The sequence below is a fragment of the Chitinophaga ginsengisegetis genome (assembly GCF_900168065.1).
Lineage (GTDB): Bacteria > Bacteroidota > Bacteroidia > Chitinophagales > Chitinophagaceae > Chitinophaga > Chitinophaga ginsengisegetis.
The window spans coordinates 144,822-159,160 of record NZ_FUZZ01000004.1 but is presented as its reverse complement, the minus strand read 5'-3'; the positions used below and the strand labels follow the sequence as shown (position 1 = coordinate 159,160).

The following is a 14,339-nucleotide window of genomic DNA, read 5'->3' as shown; positions in this document are numbered from 1 at the left end:
TATAAATTTAGAAAGATGAAACGATTCTTGTTATTACTATTGGCGGTCTTCGCCAGTTTTCACCTCTTCGCGCAGCAGGGAAGCGTCATAGAACGGTTCTTCCAGAAGTATGAGAACGACCGCAGTTTCACCGTTATCACCATCACACCCAAAATGTTCAGCATGTTCGCCAAAGTAGATCCCGGCGACGCAGATGCCAAAAACATGATGAAAGTGATCCAGAAACTGAAAGGACTCCGTATCCTCACAAAGGAAAGCACGAAAGATGGCCCGCGCTTATACAAAGAGGCTGCAGCCTTTCTGGGCAGCGACTTTGAAGAGCTGATGACGGTGCGCGATAAAAACAGCGACCTGAAGTTCCTCGTCAAGGAAGATGCAAAAGGCAATATCAATGAACTGGTAATGCTGGTAGGCAGCTCCGATGAGTTCCTGGCCATGAGCCTCGTAGGTACGCTGGATCTCAATGAAATATCCCAGATCGCCAACGGTGTGAATATCCAGGGAATGGATAAACTAAAAAATGTGAAGAAGAAATAACTTTTAAAACCACCCCCATGAAATCATTACTCATTGCTGCAAGCTGTATCGTTCTATCTGCTACCGCTGTAAAAGCCCAGGATAAATGTTTGCGTGAATTCCGCAACAAGTACAGGGGAAGCGCGGAAGTGCACACCGTGAACATTGGCAAATTTGCGCTCCAGCTGGGAAGTTTATGCCTGTCGTTTGATAGTGAGGATGCCGATGCCAGGGCGATTAAACATGCGCTTAAAAATGTGCGCAAAGTAAAGATGTATACCATTTCCAACGTGAAGGGCGCCACGGTGAGCTACGACGATATCGCTGATCTGAAAAGTAACCTGCAGCGGAATGAAAATTTTGAGATGCTGATGGAAGTGAGAGAAAAGGGAAACCTGATCCATATACTCAACAAGGGGAAAGACGACGAACTGGGTAATGTGGTGATGCTGGTGCAGGATGAAAATGACTTCCTGATCGTAAACCTGCAAACCTCCCTGAAAATAAGTGATATCAACGAACTGATTCACCAGTTTGCCTCCAACTGATACCTACCGGATCATCACTTCCTTTACAATGTTCTCTCCGAGCATTTCATTCACCAGCTTGATGATCTTGTCTTTCGAATAAGTTAATTCCTGTTTTAGCGGCGCCACCGTAGTTGTAACGATCAGGTTATGATCAATCAACTGGATACTCTGTGTGTAGCGGGCAATGGTTTTACCCATCAGTTTCTCCCAGTTTTCCTGGATGCGCACTTCCGTGAGACGGGGTTTCATCCTGCTCTTATTCATAAATTCCCGGAGCGCATCTCCGATACTGGTAGTTCCATGACGCATGGTGCGAAGCTAGTGATTTTTTGGTTCTCAATGATTGGCTTTTAGCTTTTGGTGATCAACTTTGCTGAGGAAAGCTGAAAGCTATATCGTTATCAGCTGTATAGCTTCGCCGGTGCCTGCAAACGCTTGTTGCAGGCGCTCTGCGTGTGTATCGGTGATGAACACCTGGCCGTAATTATCGCTGGCTACCAATGCAATCAGGCGGCTCACTCTTTCCTGGTCCAGCTTTTCAAAGATATCATCGAGCAACAGGAGCGGGGGAAACTTTTTGTGCTGGCGGATTACTTCAAACTGCGCCAGCTTCAGTGCAAATAGAAAGCTTTTGCGCTGGCCTTGTGAGGCGCTGCTTTTCATGAGGTGGCCGTTCAGTAAAAAGAGGAGGTCGTCGCGGTGAATACCGGTAGTGGTGCGCTGTAATTGCATGTCGCGGTACCTGGACTGGTGCAGTTGTACCGCATAATCTTCTTCCTGCAGGGTACACTGGTATTGAATATTCACTACTTCGTGGGTGCCGGCAATATAATCGTACAGGCGCTGCACCTGCGGGATAAAGGTTTGAAGAAAGGCTTTGCGGGTTTCGTATACCGGTACGCCGTGCATCACCAGCTGCAGGTCGAATACATCCAGCAGGCTATCCTGGTTCTGCCCGGTAGTGGCCATGTTTTTCAGGAGGCTGTTCCGTTGTAATAATATTTTCTGATAGATGATCAGGTGGTCGAGGTACTCCGGGTACAGCTGGGAGAGGAGGCTGTCCAGCCATTTGCGTCTTTCTTCGCTGCCCCCCAGGATGATATCGGCATCGTCCGGGGCAATCATCACCGCAGGAAACTGCCCGATATGCCGTGAAAAGCGGTCGTACCGGTCCTCGTTAAGGCTTACTTCTTTCCGGCCTTCTTTGAGGGTGCATACGATCTTTTCTTCCTGGTTATTTTTTTCAAGATAGCCTTCCAGGCGGAAGCCATTGGTTTGGTACTGGGTATTCTGACTTTCGCTGCTGGTAAAATAGCTGCGGGTGAAGCAAAGGTAGTAGATGGCGTCCAGCAGGTTTGTTTTACCCGCGCCGTTGCGGCCGGTGATGCCTACGATCCTGTGTCCGAAGGAAAAGGTCGCCTGGCTGTAATTTTTGAACTGGACGAGTGATATTTTATTTATATAAAGCAAAGAAAAAGATTATTCGTAAATAATAATATGCGAAAATTATCACTTGTATAAGTGATAAAAAACCGCTCTAATGGGAACTTCCCTGTGATTCCCGTGCAAATAAATGCAAAACTGTTTGAAATTGATGAAATTGCATAATTTAATGGGAATTAGAATTGATATTTATATTTTACGATTTTCCTGTTATATTTGCGAACAAATTTAGAAAGAGTGCAAACTAAAACAGACGTGAAGACGAAATTCACCAAAGAGACATATCTGTACTGGTATGAATTGATGCTTTTGCTGCGCCGCTTTGAAGAAAAGACAGGCCAATTGTACGGGATGCAAAAAATCCGTGGCTTTTGTCATTTGTACATAGGACAGGAAGCAATTGCTGCTGGTGCGATGACAGCTACCAAGCCGGAGGATAAATTCATCACTGCCTACCGTGATCATGCGCTGGCAATTGCAAAAGGAATTTCCGCTAAAGCTTGTATGGCTGAACTGTATGGTAAAGCAACCGGTTGTTCGAAAGGAAAGGGAGGCAGTATGCACTTTTTCTCCAAAGAGCATGGCTTCTTCGGAGGCCACGGTATTGTTGGAGCTCAGATAGGTACAGGTGCCGGACTGGCGCTTGCAGAGCAGTACAAAGGAACAGACAACGTGGTGTTGTGTTTCTTTGGTGATGGCGCTGCCCGTCAGGGTATCCTCCATGAAACCTTTAACATGGCCATGACCTGGAAGCTCCCGGTAATTTTCATTTGTGAAAATAACATGTACGCTATGGGTACTTCCGTGGAACGTACCTCCAATGTACTGGATATCTATAAGTTGGCGGATGCTTATGAAATGCCGGCCGATTCTATCGATGGTATGAGCTGCGAAGCTGTACACGATGGTATCGAAAGAGCGGTGAAACGCGGTCGTGAAAACGGCGGTCCAACCCTCCTGGAAATCAAAACATACCGTTACCGTGGCCACTCCATGAGTGATCCCGCTAAATACCGCACAAAAGAAGAACTCGAAGAATACAAGGAAAAAGATCCGATCAACGAAGTACTGAGAGTTATTCAGAAAAATAAATGGGCTACCGAAGCAGAAATCGAAGCGATCAACGAACGCGTAAAAGCGGAAGTGGAAGAGTGTGTAACATTCGCAGAAGAATCTCCGTGGCCAGCCGATGATGAATTGCTGAAAGACGTTTACGTTCAGGAAGATTATCCATTCATCGTTGACTAATGTATTTAGCTATCTGCCTTAAGCCTTTAGTAAATGTAGCAAAGCTGCATCTGCTAAAGGCTTAAAGCCTAAAGCTAAACCCTATATTTAATAACCAAGCAATCACAATTACACCTTACAATGGCAGAAACTAAAGATAAAGCCACCGTGCCTCAACCTACAAAAGATTTTGACCTGGAGAAATCCATGCACAAGGCAGAAGATTTCTTCTATAAAAACAAAAATGTTATTTCTATAGCCGTATTGGCTGTAGTAGTAGTGGTAGGCGGTTTCTTCGCTTATAACCGTTTTGTAAAACAGCCAAATGAAAACAAAGCACAGGAAATGATTTTCCATGCACAAAACTACTTCGCGGTAGATTCATTCAAACTGGCTCTGAACGGCGACGGTAATAACTACGGTTTCATCCAGGTAGCAGATAAATACGGCAGCACCAAAGCCGGTAACCTCGCCAAATACAGCGCAGGCGTTTGCTATATCCGTTTGGGCGAATACCAGAAAGGTATCGACATGCTGAAATCTTTTAGTTCCAATGATCTGCTGCTGCAACCCACTGCCTACGGTTTGATCGGCGACGCTTACATGGAGCTGAATAAAGCAGATGAAGGTATTGAATCCTACAAAAAAGCAGGTCACTACAACGATAATGAACTGACTGCCCCTGTATACCTGTTCCGTGCAGGCCAGGCCCTGGAAAGAGCCGGTAAATCACAGGATGCTATCACTATCTACAAAGAAATTAAAGAGAAGTTTCCTACCACTAACGAAGGTCGTGAAATGGACAAATACCTGGCAAGACTGGGAGATGTAAAGAACTAGCTATTAGCAGTTAGCTGTTAGTTTTTAGCTGACAGCTAACTGCCAACAGCCCAAAGCTATAGAATATGTCCGAGCACAATAAAAGCTTATTAAATGACGCTGGCATTCTCAACCTGGAGGATGCCAGTGTTGTTATGGTGTATACCGAATGGAATGATGCCATCGTGAATGAACTGGTAAACGGCTGCGAAAAAGCCTTCACACAGTATAACATCACCAAATCAGAGAAAATAATTGTACCTGGTGCTTTCGAATTACCTTACGCCTGTAAGCAATACTGGGAAACCACGAAAGGCACCGGCAAACAGCCTGGCGCTATTATTGCTTTCGGTTGCGTGATCCGTGGCGAAACACCTCATTTCGATTATGTGTGTAAAGCCGTAACAGAAGGGATCCTTCAATTGAACCTTCAGTTACCCGTTCCTGTTATATTTGGAATTCTGACGGTAGATAACGAACAGCAGGCGCAGGACAGACTCGGCGGGGCCCACGGCCATAAAGGGGAAGAAGCTGCCATTACTGCACTGAAGATGATTGCATTGCAAAGAAAGTTAGCTAAGAGCTAAGGGCTAATCGCTAAAAGCTATAGAGATGAATGTACAGTTATTTATACCGTGTTTTGTAGATCAGCTGTTTCCTGAAACCGCCTTCAATATGGTGAAGGTACTCGAGAAACTGGGATGTAATGTAATGTATAACGCGGAACAAACCTGTTGCGGTCAGCCGGCCTACAATGCCGGGTACCAGGATGAATGCCGTACCGTAGCTACCAAGTTTGTAAAGGACTTCAAAACCTTCGACTACATTGTTGCGCCCAGCGGTTCCTGTACCGGTTTTGTAAGAAACTACTATGGCAAATTGTTCGATAATTCAGCCGCACACAACGATGTGAAACTGCTGAAGAAAAACCTCTTCGAGTTTACCGAATTCCTCACAGACGTATTGCATGTAACAGACCTGGGCGCTACCCTTAATGGGGTGGCTACCTATCACGACGCATGCGGCGCCCTGCGGGAATGCCATATTAAAGAAGGCCCACGCAAACTGCTGGAAAAAGTAAAAGGACTGGAGCTGAAAGAGATGAACGACTGCGAAGTTTGCTGCGGATTTGGTGGTACTTTCGCCGTTAAGTTTGAACCTATTTCAATGGGAATGGGCGAACAGAAAGTACACAACGCTGTTAACAGCGGAGCCGATTACCTGATCTCCACCGACCTTTCGTGCCTGATGCACCTGGATGGTTATATCCGTAAACACGGTACCAACATCAAAGTGATGCACATTGCAGATGTATTGGCCAGCGGCTGGTAATTCCAACGATCTGATTACGAAAATTGAATGCTATATGAACTATTGGCTGGTGAAATCTGAACCATTTAAATATTCCTGGGATCAGTTTGTAAAAGACAAGATCACCTTCTGGGATGGCGTACGTAACTACCAGGCACGTAACAATCTCCGGGGCATGAAAAAAGGCGACCAGGTACTGTTCTATCACAGCAATGAAGGGATGGAAATAGTAGGGTTGGCCACCGTTGCCAAAGAAGCCTACCAGGATCCCACTACACCCGATCCAAACTGGGTGGTGGTAGACCTTAAACCATTAAAGCCCTTTAAAAAGGCCGTAACACTGGCCCAGATGAAAGCCGAAAAACGATTGGCCAACCTGTCGCTCATCCGCCAGGGACGCTTATCGGTATGCGATGTAAAGCCGGAAGAGTTTGAGGCGATTATGGAAATGGGGGGTATGAAGAAGTAAGTATTTTTACAGAGATATGAATGCGAAGGTTATCTTTCTTTTGGAAGATAACCTTCGCCGTTTATGGAATTCCGGTCAGCTATTCATCATAGAGAAAATTCCAGCTCATGAAATATTCATTCATACTAGCTCTTTGCGCAGCAGTGGCCCTTTTGCCGGCATGCCGCAACAACAACAGCACCCCGGCTGTAGCGGAACTTAAACAGGAGGAACCCGGAGGGGCAGCAGCGGTAACGGCCACTCAGGCATTGGTGCTGCCTGATAACGATGCTGAGCAGGCACCCTCGTTACCCATCTCCCAAAAAATAATAAAAAATGCGGTGCTCCGCTTTTCCACCTCCGATTTTGAAGCCTGTAAGAAACGTATAGCCGATACCGTTAAAAAATACGGCGGCTACATTGCCAGCGAAAAACAGGAAAATACCAATATGCAATGGCGGAATGAGGTAGCTATAAAAGTACCCGCAGCCGCCTTTGAACAATGCGTGGAAAGCCTCACCGGCGGCGCCTCCAGGGTGGATGAAAAAAGTATCACTTCCACCGATGTAACAGAAGAATATGTGGACCTCGACGCCCGCATGAAAGCACGCCTGGCCGTAGAGCAGCGTTACGTACAGATATTGCAGCAGGCGAAGAATGTAAAAGAAATACTGGAAGTGGAAGCACAGCTGAAAAGTATCCGCGAAGAAATTGAATCCGCAAAGGGCCGGTTACAGTACATGGATCATCACGTGGCTTACAGCAACATCAGCCTGGAGTATTACCAAACCTTTGCCAACTCAGATCCGCAGTCGCCGGGATTCCTGCAGCGGTCCTGGTTGTCGTTTAAAGACGGCTGGAACGGGCTTTTATCTTTTGCACTGGGTATACTGAGTGCATGGCCTTTGATTGTTGGTATTGTTTTTATTTTTATTTTTATAAAAAAAAGAATAGGGAGATGGAAATCCCGCAGAACCCCAACTAACGTAAACCAATAAACGAATTCACATGAAACCAAGATTGGTGGTGCTGACCGGAGCCGGCATCAGCGCAGAAAGTGGCCTCCGGACTTTCAGAGACACAGACGGATTATGGGAAGGCTACGATGTATATGAAGTGGCTTCCCCGCAGGGTTGGCAGAAGAACCCCGCCCTGGTGCAGGACTTTTACAATGGCCGGCGTCAGGACGTGAAAGCGGCGCTTCCCAATGCCGCGCATACGGGCCTGGCAAAGCTGGAAGAAAAGTATGATGTACGGATTATTACCCAGAATATCGACGACCTCCACGAAAGGGGAGGCTCTACCCGAGTGTTGCATCTGCACGGCGAAATTTTCAAGATGCGCAGTGTAGACAACGAGGAACTGATTTATGATATCCACGATGATATTAAGATGGGCGATCTGGCAGAAGACGGCGGACAGCTGCGCCCGCACATCGTTTGGTTCGGCGAGGCAGTGCCTATGATTGAAAAGGCGGCGCGGGAAGTATGGGAAGCTGACGTGTTTGTGGTAGTAGGTACTTCTTTGCAGGTATACCCGGCGGCAAGCCTGTTGCAGTATGTAAAGCCCGGTGTACCGGTGTATATCATCGACCGGAAAATTCCTGAAGTAGCGGTGGCAGATAACCTGCACCTCATTGAAAAGCCCGCTACAGAAGGCGTGCTGGAATTATTAAGTATCTTATAAAAATAAAAACCTCCCCGTTCCAGGGGAGGTATCACAAGTCCTTGTGCCCGATTAGAGTCCATCATAGGAAAAAAATAACTTTGCGCTTATTCAAAGCTTTCTTCAAATCTGATATCATACTCCTCTAATTCTTTTAGAACGGGGTTATATATTTCCGGCATTACCGGTATTTGTAGTCCTGTTAACGTTACCTTGTCCTGGAGGATCATTTTGGCCATGATGCCCAACGGAAGCCCCACTGTTTTAGCCATTGCGGTGTGTATGTTGTCTTCGCCCTGAACAATCATGTAACTGTGCATCCTGGTGGCCATGTTGCGCCGTTCAAACTCAATTTCGTGCATCATTACAATCATGTCCTTGTCGGCAGGTTCCATTTTAAGTTTGTTTTCTACCAGGAACTGGAGGACGCCGGCATTGGTTTGTTCTCCTAAATTTATGACTTCTGTATTTAATAATCCCAGGAATTTTAACTGGCGGATCACTTTCGACTTGGTGCTAACGCCCAGAAACTGGGCCATATTCTCTTCCGGGGTGCCTGTTCCTTCTTTAACGGATTTGGTGGACCAGTCAGTATACGTAAGTTTATCTGTGGCAATTTTATGACGGTCGTCTGTGAGGCCCAGCTTTATCAGGGCGTTCCAGCCTTCGCAAAAGTCTGGGTACCGGAGGGTGGCGCGCATAAAGGTGGCCAGTTCTTCCAGCTTATACGCCTGCATATACCCCAGTGAATCGCGGTTGGGATAAAAGGCCAGTTTACCGATGCCGGGTACCTGGATGGTTTTGGTATGATCAAAAAGTTGTTCGTAGCTGAGTTCCTTTACTTTTCCTTTTTCTTTGTAGGTAGCGCCGGAAATGCCTGCCATTACTATGTTCCGGGCGTTCCAGGATACTTTGTACTGCCAGGGATTATCATTGCTGTCGGGGGAGATAAGGCCACCGCAGTAGGATTTAAAGGAGAAGATCTGTCCGCCTTTCTTTTCAATGGAGTGAATGAGCTTCATGGCCGACATATGGTCAATGCCCGGGTCCAGTCCCATTTCATACATAAAGAGCAAACCGGCTTTTTCAATTTCGGGTTGCAGCTGCCGTACTTCTTCGTCGATATAAGAGGCGGTGAGGAGGTTCTTTTTTGCCGCGAGGCAGTCTTTGGCTACCAGGATATGCAGGGTGGCGGGTAAAAGGGAGATCACGAGGTCAGTATCGCGGATCAGTTGTTGTCGGGCCGCGTTGTCTTTGATGTCGAGTGCGGCGGGAGTAGCATAATATGATTTTCCTGTTTTGGATTTGATGAGCGAAAGATCGTGATCTGCTACAGTGATATGCCATTTTTGTCGCGGTGCATTTGCCAACAGATAGTCGATCAGACTGGTGGCCGATTTACCGGCTCCAAACAACAGTATGTTCTTCATAGTCTTCTTTAGAAAAGTGATTAAGAATCAGGGGAATAACAGCACTTTTTATACTAATGTTCGAATTTTTAAGCAAATTCGGATTTGATCTTATTATATATATGTTTTCCGTTGATTCGAACAATTGATTATCAGCCTCTTAGAAACAAATACTTTGCCAATATTTATATTCTAATATATTAAAGGGTCTTAACATATGGCAGATAAAACAAAAACAGGGTTGTTTTACTATAACACAAATGCTATATAAATGGTTCTCATTCATTGTGTAAATCAATCATATATCGATATTGCAATATAATCGTTAATCCCTATGGCGTTTTTTATTCACATTCTTTGATTTTTAGGCCGGAATAAGGGCTGAAATGGCTATATTTGCCTTTATCTGTTTTACGCAGAAAAAACTGTAAATCAACACACAAAATGACAGAGCATACGGAAAATCATCAGGAAGGGAGAATTGTCCAGATAAATATCGAGGAGCAAATGAAAACGGCCTACATAGATTACTCTATGTCCGTGATCGTGGGCCGTGCCTTGCCCGATGTGAGAGATGGTCTGAAGCCTGTGCACCGGCGCGTTTTATTCGGAATGAATGAACTCGGCAACCACAGTAACAAGGCCTACAAGAAATCAGCGCGTATTGTGGGTGAGGTAATGGGTAAGTATCACCCGCACGGTGATGCTTCCATTTATGACACCATTGTACGACTGGCGCAACCCTGGAGCATGCGTTATCCAATGGTGGATGGACAGGGTAACTTCGGTTCGGTAGATGGCGACATGCCGGCTGCCATGCGTTACACCGAGATCCGCCTGCAGAAGATTGCAGAAGCCATGCTGGAAGACATCGAAAAGGAAACGGTGGACTTTACCAACAACTTCGATGACACCCTCGAAGAACCTACAGTGCTGCCTACCCGCATTCCCAACCTGTTGGTGAATGGCGCTTCCGGTATCGCTGTTGGGATGGCGACCAACATTATGCCTCACAACCTCAGCGAAGTGGTGGATGGCGCCATTGCCTACATTGAAAACAAAGAGATCACTATAGAAGAGCTGATCAAACACATTAAAGCACCGGATTTCCCGACAGGGGGTGTTATTTATGGTTTTGAAGGCGTTAAGCAGGGTTTTGAAACCGGCAGGGGCAGGGTAGTGGTAAGAGGTAAAATTACTTCTGAAACCGCGAAAAACGGCCGCGAAAAGCTGGTGATCTATGAGCTGCCTTACCAGATCAACAAGGCAGTGCTGCACCAGAAAATTGCACAGCTGGTAAATGATAAAATCATTGAAGGCATTTCCGATGTACGTGACGAAAGTGACCGTGAAGGTATGCGCCTGGTAATTGATCTGAAAAGAGAAGCAATCTCCAATGTGATCATCAACCAGTTATTTAAATATTCCGAACTGCAAACATCTTACGGTATCAATAACGTGGCGCTGGTAAAAGGCCGTCCGCGTATTCTGAACCTGAAAGATATGATCGCAGAGTTCATCGACTTCCGTCATGAAGTAGTAGTGAGAAGAACCCGCTTCGACCTGCGTAAAGCAGAAGAAAAAGCGCACATCCTCGCCGGTTACCTGATCGCACTGGATCACCTGGACCAGGTGATTGCACTGATCCGCGCCGCTGCTACGCCTGATATTGCGAAGGAAGGGCTGATGACAGAATTCGGATTGTCTGAGTTACAGTCGAAAGCTATACTGGAACTGCGTTTGCAACGTCTTACCGGTATGGAGCGCGATAAGATCCGTGCTGAGTACGACGACATCATGAAACTGATCACTTACCTGAAAGAAGTATTGGCTGATGAATCTTTACGTATGAAGATCATCCGCGAAGAACTGGAAGAAGTGAAGAAGAAATTTGGTGACGAACGTAAAACAGAAATCCAGTATCTCGCCAGCGAAATGAGGATCGAAGATATTATTGCAGAAGAAGATGTGGTGATCACCATTTCTCACCTGGGATATATCAAACGTACTTCTGCCTACGATTACCGTCAGCAGAAACGTGGTGGCCGTGGCGCCATTGGTGGTAAAACCCGTGATGAGGATTATATCGAGCACCTGTTCGTAGCCTCCACGCACCATACCATGCTGTTTTTCACAGAGAAAGGCCGCTGCTACTGGCTGAAGGTTTATGAAATTCCGGACGGAGAGAAGAGCGGTAAGGGACGTGCCATCCAGAACATGATCCAGCTGCCGGCCGATGATAAGATCCGCGCTATCATCGATATTAAAGACCTGAGTGATAAAGATTTTATCAATAACCACTATATTGTACTTTGTACCAAGAAGGGTATCATCAAGAAGACGATGGTGGAAGAGTTCTCCCGCCCGCGTCAGAACGGTGTAAATGCCATTACCATCAACGAAGGCGATGAACTGCTGGAAGCCAAACTGACTACCGGCGACAGCCAGATTATGATGGCCATCCAGAGCGGCCGCGCTATCAGATTCCCTGAAGCCACAGTGCGTGACACCGGTCGCGGCGCCATCGGGGTAAGAGGAATTGAGGTAGACAGCGACAAAGACGAGGTGGTTGGTATGGTTTGTGTTAATAAGGAAGATGAACAGAAAACCATCCTCGTGGTATCTGAGAAAGGATTCGGTAAACGTACCAGCATCGATGAGTACCGTATTACCAACCGTGGCGGTAAAGGGGTGAAAACCATTAACATCACGGAGAAAACCGGTAACCTGATCGCAGTACTCGACGTAACAGAGAAACATGACCTGATGATCACCTGTAAGTCCGGTATCACCATCCGCATGGCTGTTGCAGATATCCGCGAAGCCGGCCGCGCCACACAGGGCGTACGCCTGATCCGCCTGGATGACAACGACGAAATAGCCGCTGTAGCACGACTGGATGAACAGGAAGAAGAAGTAATCCACGCAGAAGAAGGCGAAGAAGGTAGCGAAACGCCCGCTGTAGCAAGTAATGAAACACCTGAAGCAGGTGAAAATGACAATACACCGGAAGGAACCGACGGTGAAGCTACTGACACTACAGAAGAATAAATAAATTATAGCCGGTAACAGGTCCTTAACCCGGTCTGTTACCGGTTTCTGATAAAAAAAATACAGCCAGCTTTTAGTGGTAACTATACTACTGGTTGTATTACTATTTATTGGAGCACCATACTCTTATTGTAATCAGCAACTAAAAAAAACAAAAGCATGAAAAAATTATTGGTATCTCTTCTCTTTTGCACGGCCGGTGTATCGGTTATGGCACAACGGGCAAAAGTTAGCAGTGCGGATGAGAACCTGAAGAAGCAAGATCTGGAAAAAGCCAAAGCGGATATTGACGCAGCATTACAGAATGAAAAGACCAAGAACGACGCTAAAACATGGCTGGTAGATGGTAAGATCCTGGAAGCTATGGGCACCAAGCAGAAAAGTTCTGCACTCGCAACAGAAGCTTTTGCTGCCTTCAAAAAAGCGTTGGAAATAGATCCTAAAATGAAAGAAGCTGTTCTGGAAATGAACCAGCCGTTATTCAATGTATACGCTACTATCGCCAACGCCGGTTATGCTAACCTGAATGAACAGAAATGGGACTCCTCCCTGTATAACTTCAAACAGGCATTTGAAGTAGCTGACTTCTATAACAGTAAAAACCTCGGTGGCTCTATTCCTACAGATACTGCCCTCACTTTTTACGTTGGTTACGCTGCCAACCAGGCCGGTAAAAAAGATGATGCTTTCACCTACCTGAAAAAAGCAGCAGATCTGCAGTTCAAAGGCGAACCAGCACTCTATGTAATCCTGGGTCAGCTGTATGAAGAAAAAGGCGACCAGGCAAACTGGCTGAAAACTATTGAACAGGCTAAAGGTTTATTCCCTAAGGATAAACGCTTTAACGATATGGAAATGGCTTTCTACAGCAAAACAGGTAAAACCAACGAATTACTGACCATGCTGGAAAAGAAGATTGCCGAAAATCCAAACGACCAGCCAGCTGTACTGGATTACGCTATCCGCGTAGATAACCTGGCTAATCCCCGCGATGATAAAGGCGGTGATGCTCCTAAACCAGCTAACTACGAAGAACTGATAGGTAAAGCAGAAGCAGCTTATAAGAAAGCTATCGAAATGAACCCTGCTGATGCTACCGCTAACTTCCAGCTGGGCGCACTGTACTTTAACCGCGCAGTTGTTTTCAACAAAGAACTGAATGGACTGGACAGCAAACAGCAAACTTCTCCCAAAGCCAAAGAATTACAGGGAAAAGTAGAAGGACTGATGGGTCAGGCATTACCTTTCTTCGAGAAAGCTGATGCAGGCTTTACTGCTAAAGCCAGCAGCCTCGATGCCAGCGACAAACAAACTTACGAAAGCTGCCTCTATGCACTGCAGAAGATCTATGCGATCAAAAACAACACTGCAAAAGTAGAAGAAGTGAAAAAGAAACTGGACAGTTTGAAATAATAACTGCCCTGATATTATTGAAAAGAGCTCACTTTACAGTGAGCTCTTTTTTTGCGTATAAGGGTCGCTGATTTGTATCATTTCCGGCGATTCTCCTATACATAAAAAATCCCGTTAACCGGGAAGGCCAACGGGACTATTAACTCAAACGCTGTATGGTGCTGAATTATGCTTTCTTAGGAGCAGGAGCAGCTTTCTTTGCATGTTCGTGTTTAGCGGCTTTCTTAGTAGTATCAGCAGCTGGTTTTGCTTCAGCTTTTGCTTCAGTTTTAGCAGCTTTCTTTGCAGGTTTAGCAGCTGGTGCTTGTGCGAAAGATGCAGCAGAAATGCTCATTACTACTACAGCGGCGATCAGGCTTTTTTTCATGATGTTGTCTTTTTAAAATGATTAGATGAAGAATATTTTGTTATAGTTTCTGCAGTAAAAATACATCAGCAAAGAAGGTATTGGCAGGATGTTTCGGTGAACAGGGAATTACTGTCGTTGAACAGGGAAAAATGTACGGT

The 14,339-nt window shown here is 45.9% G+C and carries 15 protein-coding genes; 11 read left to right on the top strand and 4 right to left on the bottom strand.

Annotation, left to right across the window (positions count from 1 at the left end):
* Positions 1–15 precede the first annotated feature (15 nt).
* Positions 16–537, top strand: a complete 522-nt coding sequence (locus B5Z18_RS23305; RefSeq protein WP_079471934.1) for a DUF4252 domain-containing protein — start codon at positions 16–18, stop codon at positions 535–537.
* 17 nt (positions 538–554) lie between these two features.
* Positions 555–1,064 (top strand): DUF4252 domain-containing protein, encoded by a 510-nt coding sequence (locus tag B5Z18_RS23300; RefSeq protein WP_079471933.1) that lies wholly within the window; start codon positions 555–557, stop codon positions 1,062–1,064.
* Between the two features lie 3 nt (positions 1,065–1,067).
* On the opposite strand, the gene B5Z18_RS23295 is transcribed toward B5Z18_RS23300, so the two are convergent.
* A complete protein-coding gene (locus B5Z18_RS23295) occupies positions 1,068–1,355 on the bottom strand; it encodes a DciA family protein (RefSeq protein ID WP_079471932.1) in 288 nt (95 codons plus the stop codon).
* A gap of 81 nt (positions 1,356–1,436) precedes the next feature.
* Positions 1,437–2,516, bottom strand: a complete 1,080-nt coding sequence (gene recF / locus B5Z18_RS23290; protein WP_079471931.1) for a DNA replication/repair protein RecF — start codon at positions 2,514–2,516, stop codon at positions 1,437–1,439.
* 228 nt (positions 2,517–2,744) lie between these two features.
* Here recF and pdhA point away from each other — a divergent pair, with 228 nt between their 5' ends.
* The 7 genes from pdhA to B5Z18_RS23255 all read left to right on the top strand — a co-directional run bounded on the left by pdhA (position 2,745) and on the right by B5Z18_RS23255 (position 7,980).
* Complete coding sequence (gene pdhA, locus B5Z18_RS23285; protein WP_079472478.1) at positions 2,745–3,737, top strand: pyruvate dehydrogenase (acetyl-transferring) E1 component subunit alpha; 993 nt, start codon at positions 2,745–2,747, stop codon at positions 3,735–3,737.
* Positions 3,738–3,857: 120 nt separating this feature from the next.
* Positions 3,858–4,556, top strand: a complete 699-nt coding sequence (locus tag B5Z18_RS23280) for a tetratricopeptide repeat protein (RefSeq protein ID WP_079471930.1) — start codon at positions 3,858–3,860, stop codon at positions 4,554–4,556.
* A gap of 65 nt (positions 4,557–4,621) precedes the next feature.
* On the top strand, positions 4,622–5,122 hold the full coding sequence (gene ribH, locus B5Z18_RS23275) for a 6,7-dimethyl-8-ribityllumazine synthase (RefSeq protein ID WP_079471929.1): 501 nt from the start codon (positions 4,622–4,624) through the stop codon (positions 5,120–5,122).
* 25 nt (positions 5,123–5,147) lie between these two features.
* Positions 5,148–5,867, top strand: a complete 720-nt coding sequence (locus B5Z18_RS23270) for a (Fe-S)-binding protein (RefSeq protein ID WP_079471928.1) — start codon at positions 5,148–5,150, stop codon at positions 5,865–5,867.
* A 34-nt stretch (positions 5,868–5,901) separates the two neighbouring features.
* Complete coding sequence (locus B5Z18_RS23265) at positions 5,902–6,315, top strand: EVE domain-containing protein (protein ID WP_079472477.1); 414 nt, start codon at positions 5,902–5,904, stop codon at positions 6,313–6,315.
* Positions 6,316–6,422: 107 nt separating this feature from the next.
* Positions 6,423–7,292 (top strand): DUF4349 domain-containing protein, encoded by an 870-nt coding sequence (locus B5Z18_RS23260; protein ID WP_079471927.1) that lies wholly within the window; start codon positions 6,423–6,425, stop codon positions 7,290–7,292.
* Positions 7,293–7,302: 10 nt separating this feature from the next.
* Entirely contained in the window at positions 7,303–7,980 is a 678-nt protein-coding gene (locus B5Z18_RS23255) for an SIR2 family NAD-dependent protein deacylase (protein ID WP_079471926.1), read from the top strand.
* Between the two features lie 86 nt (positions 7,981–8,066).
* Here the strand turns inward: B5Z18_RS23255 and B5Z18_RS23250 are convergent, their stop codons facing one another.
* Positions 8,067–9,389 (bottom strand): saccharopine dehydrogenase C-terminal domain-containing protein, encoded by a 1,323-nt coding sequence (locus B5Z18_RS23250; protein ID WP_079471925.1) that lies wholly within the window; start codon positions 9,387–9,389, stop codon positions 8,067–8,069.
* 423 nt (positions 9,390–9,812) lie between these two features.
* On the opposite strand from B5Z18_RS23250, the gene gyrA reads away from it, so the two are divergent.
* Positions 9,813–12,419: a DNA gyrase subunit A gene (gyrA, locus tag B5Z18_RS23245; RefSeq protein WP_079471924.1), complete on the top strand. Its 2,607-nt coding sequence runs from the start codon at positions 9,813–9,815 to the stop codon at positions 12,417–12,419.
* A gap of 159 nt (positions 12,420–12,578) precedes the next feature.
* The gene (locus B5Z18_RS23240; RefSeq protein WP_079471923.1) at positions 12,579–13,832 is read left to right on the top strand and encodes a tetratricopeptide repeat protein; all 1,254 of its coding nucleotides are present in this window, start codon (positions 12,579–12,581) and stop codon (positions 13,830–13,832) included.
* 166 nt (positions 13,833–13,998) lie between these two features.
* Here the strand turns inward: B5Z18_RS23240 and B5Z18_RS23235 are convergent, their stop codons facing one another.
* Positions 13,999–14,199 carry a hypothetical protein gene (locus tag B5Z18_RS23235; RefSeq protein WP_079471922.1) on the bottom strand — a complete coding sequence of 67 codons (201 nt, stop codon included), beginning with the start codon at positions 14,197–14,199 and terminating at the stop codon, positions 13,999–14,001.
* Between the last annotated feature and the right edge of the window lie 140 nt (positions 14,200–14,339).

Excerpts from the sequence above, each read along its gene's own strand:
- B5Z18_RS23270 (WP_079471928.1), top strand. The coding sequence starts at position 5,148 with ATGAATGTACAGTTATTTATACCGTGTTTTGTAGATCAGCTGTTTCCT.
- gyrA (WP_079471924.1), top strand. The coding sequence starts at position 9,813 with ATGACAGAGCATACGGAAAATCATCAGGAAGGGAGAATTGTCCAGATA.
- B5Z18_RS23280 (WP_079471930.1), top strand. The coding sequence starts at position 3,858 with ATGGCAGAAACTAAAGATAAAGCCACCGTGCCTCAACCTACAAAAGAT.
- B5Z18_RS23240 (WP_079471923.1), top strand. The coding sequence starts at position 12,579 with ATGAAAAAATTATTGGTATCTCTTCTCTTTTGCACGGCCGGTGTATCG.
- B5Z18_RS23265 (WP_079472477.1), top strand. The coding sequence starts at position 5,902 with ATGAACTATTGGCTGGTGAAATCTGAACCATTTAAATATTCCTGGGAT.
- B5Z18_RS23250 (WP_079471925.1), bottom strand. The coding sequence starts at position 9,389 with ATGAAGAACATACTGTTGTTTGGAGCCGGTAAATCGGCCACCAGTCTG.
- B5Z18_RS23300 (WP_079471933.1), top strand. The coding sequence starts at position 555 with ATGAAATCATTACTCATTGCTGCAAGCTGTATCGTTCTATCTGCTACC.
- ribH (WP_079471929.1), top strand. The coding sequence starts at position 4,622 with ATGTCCGAGCACAATAAAAGCTTATTAAATGACGCTGGCATTCTCAAC.
- B5Z18_RS23235 (WP_079471922.1), bottom strand. The coding sequence starts at position 14,199 with ATGAAAAAAAGCCTGATCGCCGCTGTAGTAGTAATGAGCATTTCTGCT.
- B5Z18_RS23305 (WP_079471934.1), top strand. The coding sequence starts at position 16 with ATGAAACGATTCTTGTTATTACTATTGGCGGTCTTCGCCAGTTTTCAC.
- B5Z18_RS23295 (WP_079471932.1), bottom strand. The coding sequence starts at position 1,355 with ATGCGTCATGGAACTACCAGTATCGGAGATGCGCTCCGGGAATTTATG.
- B5Z18_RS23260 (WP_079471927.1), top strand. The coding sequence starts at position 6,423 with ATGAAATATTCATTCATACTAGCTCTTTGCGCAGCAGTGGCCCTTTTG.
- B5Z18_RS23255 (WP_079471926.1), top strand. The coding sequence starts at position 7,303 with ATGAAACCAAGATTGGTGGTGCTGACCGGAGCCGGCATCAGCGCAGAA.